7 protein-coding genes are annotated in these 6842 nt (G+C 42.6%); 6 read left to right on the top strand and 1 reads right to left on the bottom strand.

Translation table 11 applies throughout. The features are described 5' to 3' along the window. The first annotated feature begins 1 nt into the window (after position 1). Complete coding sequence (locus I6E24_RS03775) at positions 2 to 886, top strand: F0F1 ATP synthase subunit gamma (RefSeq protein ID WP_235326358.1); 885 nt, start codon at positions 2 to 4, stop codon at positions 884 to 886. A 187-nt stretch (positions 887 to 1073) separates the two neighbouring features. Then, positions 1074 to 1508 (top strand): hypothetical protein, encoded by a 435-nt coding sequence (locus tag I6E24_RS03780; protein WP_235326360.1) that lies wholly within the window; start codon positions 1074 to 1076, stop codon positions 1506 to 1508. Between the two features lie 421 nt (positions 1509 to 1929). On the opposite strand, the gene I6E24_RS03785 is transcribed toward I6E24_RS03780, so the two are convergent. Next, complete coding sequence (locus I6E24_RS03785; protein ID WP_235326362.1) at positions 1930 to 2382, bottom strand: helix-turn-helix domain-containing protein; 453 nt, start codon at positions 2380 to 2382, stop codon at positions 1930 to 1932. Between the two features lie 144 nt (positions 2383 to 2526). On the opposite strand from I6E24_RS03785, the gene I6E24_RS03790 reads away from it, so the two are divergent. The 4 genes from I6E24_RS03790 (at position 2527) to I6E24_RS03805 (ending at position 6656) form a co-directional block, all read left to right on the top strand. After that, positions 2527 to 2718, top strand: a complete 192-nt coding sequence (locus tag I6E24_RS03790; RefSeq protein ID WP_007843190.1) for a hypothetical protein — start codon at positions 2527 to 2529, stop codon at positions 2716 to 2718. An 18-nt stretch (positions 2719 to 2736) separates the two neighbouring features. Further along, positions 2737 to 3051, top strand: a complete 315-nt coding sequence (locus tag I6E24_RS03795) for a hypothetical protein (protein ID WP_032598393.1) — start codon at positions 2737 to 2739, stop codon at positions 3049 to 3051. 189 nt (positions 3052 to 3240) lie between these two features. Continuing rightward, entirely contained in the window at positions 3241 to 3444 is a 204-nt protein-coding gene (locus I6E24_RS03800) for a hypothetical protein (RefSeq protein WP_005649194.1), read from the top strand. Beyond that, positions 3441 to 6656 carry a DNA primase gene (locus I6E24_RS03805; RefSeq protein ID WP_235326364.1) on the top strand — a complete coding sequence of 1072 codons (3216 nt, stop codon included), beginning with the start codon at positions 3441 to 3443 and terminating at the stop codon, positions 6654 to 6656. Before I6E24_RS03800 ends, I6E24_RS03805 begins: the two co-directional genes overlap by 4 nt. The last annotated feature ends 186 nt before the right edge of the window (positions 6657 to 6842 follow it).

Genomic DNA, 6842 nt, shown 5'->3' on the forward strand with positions numbered 1-6842 from the left:
TATGGCATCGCTGAAAGAAGTTAAAAGTAGAATAAACTCTATAAACGGTACGCTGAAGATTACTTCGGCCATGAAGATGGTGGCGTCGGCAAAACTGCACAAGGCTCAGGAAGCTATTGAAAATATGCTTCCATACGAGAATAAGCTCCATGGAATTCTGAGAGATTTCTTGGCGTCCGGCGTTTCTGTTCAGACTCCTTTATCTGTCAACAAACAGGTAAAGAAGGTGGCTATAGTGGCTTTTGCTTCGAACAGCAGTCTTTGTGGAGGATATAATGCAAATGTTATCAGACATTTGTCAGCCTTGATTGACGAGTATTCTGCTAAAGTAGGAAAGGAGAATATCCTGATTTATCCTGTAGGAAGGAAAATAGCTGAGGCAGTAAAGAAAATGGGAATGGAAGTGGCAGGAGATTATCAGCACATGAGTGGGAAACCTAATTATCAGGATGCTTCCGGTTTGGCTTCTGAGCTCATGAGCAGATTTCTTAAAGGTGAGATACAGAAAGTTGACTTGCTGTATAATCACTTCAAGTCAACGTCATCACAGATTCTGACTCATGAAACTTATCTTCCAGTTGATGTAAACGGACAGGTTACCAATACTGATAACTCTGAAGTAAAAGAACATTGTTCCGATTACATTATTGAGCCTTCCTCTGAAGTGATAATGAACTCGCTAGTTCCTAAAGTTCTAAGAATGAAGATTTATACGGTATTGCTTGACGCTGCAGCATCTGAACATGCTGCCCGTACGATGGCAATGCAGATAGCTACTGACAATGCCAACGATTTGATCCAGGAATTGACATTGGTGTACAATAAGAGCCGTCAGCAGGCTATTACCAATGAATTGCTTGATATCGTGGGTGGAACAATGGCTTAATTACATTTTATTATTAATAAATAAAGGCATTATGATGTGTTGTTTTTAATGACATATTATAGTGCCTTTCTTGTATCCCTATACATTGTAGGGAAATTCCTCTCAAACTATAGGATTTTACTTTATAAATACTTGTCGGAAGTATATACCTTTGTACCAAGGAAATAAAGAAGAACAGGAGGTAGATATGAAACGGTTATATAGGATTTTTGTGTTTCCGGCATTAATCTTTGCTTTTACAGTTTTATTTTCATCGTGTGAATATGTAGGGATTGGAATTGAGATTGGAAACGGTACTAACGATTATCGTGAGTCTACTTATTATTTATGTAGTAGGACATGGGTAGAGGAGTGGACCGATAATTACGGAGATTATCATTGTCAGGAGCTTCGTTTTTATGACAACAATACAGGAGTAGATTATATATTGACAGTGGACCGTCGTGGCTTTCGTCAGGAATCTTCCTATACATTTGTATGGGACTGGTATGATGCTAATTACACAAGTTTACGTTTGAAGTATGGAGCTAATGATTATTCATATATGAACAATATTTTTATGGGTAATAATCGTTTGGAATGTCTTCTTGATGGATATCCGGCTTATTTCTATGGAAATTAAACAAAAGTAATGAACAAAAATAGCTTTAGATTTGTTGTATATAAAAATAAGAAAAGTAAAACTCATAGATAGTATTTAAGATAATTAATTTTTTAGTTTATTCGTGTGGCTGTACCTCATTGTTTTCAGGATAATGTAGGTACAGTTTTTTTGTATGCTGTTGATATAAAGAAAACGAGGTAGATAATAAAAAATATCTACCTCGTAAATTTATTAAATTGCAAATATTATTCCTCTATCGCAGCTTGGGCCTCTCCAATACATATCTGTGTTTCAACAAGATGCAATCTTTGTGTATGTAATCTGTATGCATCTTGATATAATCCCATACAATGCTTGGAACAGTTGCAATAGATATTAAGGATGAATGATTTGACCTCTCTGTAACGAGATGACGCATTCATTTAAATTTCAGTATTGTTTATTTCCTATCTTTCAATAGTTCAATAATCACGTCCTTATCCTTAAGGTTTGAATCAAGACGTAAAATCTGTGAGTTCAGACTCTCTATCTGCTCCTTCAGAAGCTTGATTGTTTCCCTCAAGTTCTCAGTTTCTTTCTTTTCGCTGGATAACTGTACGGCCAGTTCCGCATCACCTATCAGGTTGTTTGCATTACCGTCCAATGCAACGGCTGCAAGGTGTGCCGATATATTATGCTGTCTCGGACAGAAAAGGGAAAAGAAATTGAAGTCCAATGCTTCGCTGACTTTAATAAGCCTGCTCGTTTCCATTGTCTCCCTTTCCAGTATTCGGTTTATGTGCTGCTGCGGCACACCGATTTTGCGCCCAAGCTCAGATTTGCTCAATCCAAGCTCGTTGCGTCTTTTGTCGATAGCCTGACCTACATGCACGTGTTTTATGTCATTATCCATGCGATTCCTTCAATAAATACATCTTAAACAATAAATCATCAAACAAATATTTGGTTATATAAACCATTTTATGTTACTTTGTGGTGTAACCTATTCATTTGGTGAATACAAAGTTAAACATTAAATATTAAACATCCAACAATTATGTCTGAAAACTTAGAAAAAATCCGTCCGGCACTTGTTGCCCTTGAAGTAGGTGAATCCGTTTCATTCCCCATTTCACGTTTGAAAAGCGTCCGTACACAGGCCTCAGAGCTTGGTGCCATCTACAACCGCCAGTTCAAGACCAGGACTGACAGGGAAAACCATACCATTACGGTCAAACGGACAGTATAGAAACCAAATCAGGTTTATATGAAGATATTACAGTTTCTGGACCATCTTATACCATATGAAACATTCCTGAATGACCTGTCCTCCAGAATTGTCAGGCAACTGAAAGCCGACAAGGATGATCCTGAATTCATCAGCCAGAGAAAGGCATACGAGCTTTTTGGCCGCAGGAATGTGGAACGGTGGAAACGTCAGGGAAAGGTGGTTTCCTATAAAAGACCGGGTAAGGTGGAATACCGCACGGCAGACCTCAGGCTCCTGCAGCGTACCACCCAGGATTATTTTGATGAAAGTCAGCCGAAACAGGCTGAAAGACCAGTCAAAAAAGACAAATAATAAACGTATTATGGCTAACACTCTAATGTTGATAAACTTTATTTGTTTAGTTTAGCCGTGATACTCTATGAAATATAAAGAAAGCAATTATAGTAGGTACAGGAATGTGCGTCAGTAACCTTTGTTCACCAGCTTAACAATAAAGCCGGCAGGTCTTTTGTATCGCACATCCATAATGATTTTATAATAATGAAAGAAATCAGACCAGCGTGCGATCCAAACGGTGTCTATTCAGTCAAGCGCACCTGTGCTGAACTCGGTATCAGCAACAAGACACTCAAAAAATACAGAGAAAACGGGTATATCCAACCGCTCAATCCTAATAATGTCAGCCGTCCTAAATACTCCGGCCAGTCAATAATCGATTGTTGGAACCTGCTCAGTACGTTATGATAAGCGAAACAACCATACGTAAAGTAAGGGAACTTGCCATAGAAGAAGTACTCAGTCCTTATGTCAGGCTGTCCAGAAAAGGCTCAACCCTGATGGGACTTTGTCCTTTCCATACTGAGAAGACCGGTTCCTTTGCTGTCACTCCCAGCAAGAATCTCTTCCACTGTTTCAGCTGTAACCGTGGCGGTGATTCTATTACTTTTATAATGGAAAAGGAAAAACTTTCCTTCAGTGCCGCCGTGGAATTTATTGCCAGGAACCATAATATTCCGGTAGAATACATCAGTGAAGAGCGCAGTGAGGAACAGCTGGCCGAAGCTAGGCACCGGGAGTCTCTTCTGACAGTTCTCGACACAGTACAGTCTTTCTTCCTGCAAAATTTAAGAGCAACAGACAAGGAAGAGAGCCTTGATGCCAGAACCTACGCATACAGCCGGTGGCATGAGGAGCTCTGTGCCTTTGCCGGAATAGGCTATGCACCGAAGGACGGTCAGGCCTTTATGGATTTCTGCAGAAGCAAGGCTTTGAACGAAGAACTGCTGTACGAACTCGGTATGTTCAAGCGTGGCGAGGACGGCAACACATACGCCATGTTCCGACAGCGTATCATGATTCCAGTGAGAAACAGATGGGGACGCATCATTGCCTATACGGCCAGATACATCGGAGACAACAGGAAAGCTCCCAAGTATATCAACTCGGCAACAAGCATGATTTACTCCAAGGGAGAAACAGTATTCGGCATTGACCGTGCCGTCAGATTGCGTGATGCCGACTATTATATCATTGTGGAAGGTGCTCCTGATGTCCTGAGAATGCAGTCGATTGGATACGACAATACAGTAGCGTCACTTGGAACAGCTTGGAGTGACGTCCAGTTTGAGCAGCTGAAGAAATATGTATCCTCACTCTGTTTCATTCCAGATTCGGATATTGCGGAAGGCAAGCCATACGGACCTGGATTTGAGGCGGTGATGTCTAATGGAGCTGCAGCCATAAGAAAAGGATTCCATGTAACAGTCAGGGAACTTCCTTTCGCAGAAATACCATCCGGGACAGAAGGAGAAGTACAATATGCCAAGAATGATGCCGACAGCTATATCCGCAGCAGGGAGGATTACACTTCACTTCCTGAAAAGCATTTCATTATCTGGCTTGCACAGAAACGTTTTCTGGTAGCCGGTTCCATGGTAGAGGAAAGAAAGTGTGTTGCGGAAATAGCAGACCTGCTGCGCTATATAAAGGACCAGCTTGTGTATGACCAGTGCATAGAACAGCTCTCCAGACTGCACGGCAAGGTAAAGCTATGGCGTGATGCCGTTACCCAGGCACGTGGAGAAGCCAGGAGAAGAAATGACAAACCTGCGGCCATGAACGAGATGCAGCGTGAAGCGGAGCTGCTGCGCCAGTTCGGACTGTTCGTCAGGGAAAACTGTTACTACTCCATCGGTGAAGATGATGATGAACCGTCAAGAATCTCCAACTTCATCATGGAACCGCTGTTCCATATCGAGGATGAGATAAACGGAACCAGAATCTTCCGCATGAGGAATATGTACAATGTATGCAGGGTCATAGAACTGAAGGAGTCTGAATTATGCTCGCTGAGCAACTTCCAGCAGAAGGTCGGTTCACTGGGCAATTATGTATGGCTCGCCAAGATAGACAAACTTAACCGTGTAAAGGAATACCTGTATTCAAAGACCGATACGGCAGAACGTATCAGAAAACTCGGCTGGAATGCGGCTGAAGGAATCTTTGCTTTTGGTAACGGAATATTTTTTGCAGGCACATTCAATACCGTAGATGAATTGGGTATTGTCCGTGGAATCAACGGCAAGGCCTTCTATATACCGGCCACTTCAAAAATCTATCTAAACAATCCGGAGATATTCCAGTTTGAGAGACTTATGGTACATGAGAACCGTAACGGGATAAAGCTGCATGACTTTGTAGGCAGACTAATGGAAGTGTTCGGTGAGAATGCAAGCGTAGCCTTCTGTTACCTTCTTGCCACCCTCTTCCGTGACATCATATTCAGACGTACCCGCCACTTTCCCATCCTGAACCTTTTCGGTGAGAAAGGAACCGGTAAGACAACCCTGGCTACTTCCCTCCAGTCCTTTTTCCTGCACGGAGTAGATCCGCCCAACCTTGGAGTAACCTCTGTACCGGCCATGAACGACCGTGTGTCACAGGCCGTCAATACTCTTGCCGTGCTTGATGAATACAAGAACGACCTCGACATCCGCAAGATAGCCTATCTGAAAGGACTCTGGGGCGGTGGTGGCCAGACCAAAAAGAATACGAATACAGACGGGATGGCAGCACAGACCATTGTCACAACAGGTGTTGCCCTTTGCGGCCAGGACAAGCCTACTCAGGATATGGCACTCTATACCCGTGTCATTTTCCTTGCCTTTTCAAGGACATCATTCAACCAGAATGAGAAAAGGGCCTATGAAGACCTTGTATCAGTCTGCAATATGGGACTAACCCACCTCACTCTGGAGATACTGGGACACCGGGAACTGTTTGAAAAGAACTTTCCGGAAATATATTCCATTACCAAGCGTGAGCTGGCTGCGAAACTGGAAAATGAAACCATCCATGACCGTATATTCGGGAACTGGGTTATTCCATTGGCCACCTTCAGAACACTGGAAACTGTCATTGACATGCCTTTCAGCTATGCAGAATTGTTTGATACGGCAGTCAAAGGAATACGCAACCAGAATGAGCTGGCTCAGGAAAGTTCAGAAATAGCGGACTTCTGGAGTATGCTTCAGGGATTCCAGACTTCAGGGAAATGTATCGAGAAGGCACATTACCGCATAAGGTATATGAAATCCTTCCGTCCATTGTCCGTAAAGGAAGATATAGAATTTAAAGAAGCACGTCCAATTCTTTATCTGAACACGGCAGCCGTGGCGTCACTGTTCAACAGCCGGAATGCAGGTTCAACTTCCAACCGCTCGAACTGGTCCACCATCATGTCTTACCTGAAATCCCATGCCTCATACCTTGGATTGAAGCAGGACAGATTCACCATACTTCTGCCCAGCGGACTTCCTGACTATACCATTGACATTGTGAATGGCGAGCAGGTTAAGAAGGTAAAGGTAAACCGACCAAAGGCACTGTGCTTTGATTATCTCCAGCTGAAAGAGACTTTCGGACTGGATCTTGAAACTGAGGTTGTAGCTGAGTAATAGGATTTGTAGGACAGGATTCTTAGCGTATAAAGTTATATGCAGATAGGTCAAAAAACTGTAGATTCCAAAACGAAGTGCAACGTTTTGGTCTTTAAAAGTAGTAGATTCAAGGAGGAAAGTGTTAACTTTGCCTCGTGGATCAAAGAGGAGGCGAGCTCTGCTGAGGAGCAACTCGACCAAGCA

The organism is Bacteroides caecigallinarum, assembly GCF_021530995.1.
Classification (GTDB): Bacteria; Bacteroidota; Bacteroidia; order Bacteroidales; family Bacteroidaceae; genus Phocaeicola; species Phocaeicola faecigallinarum.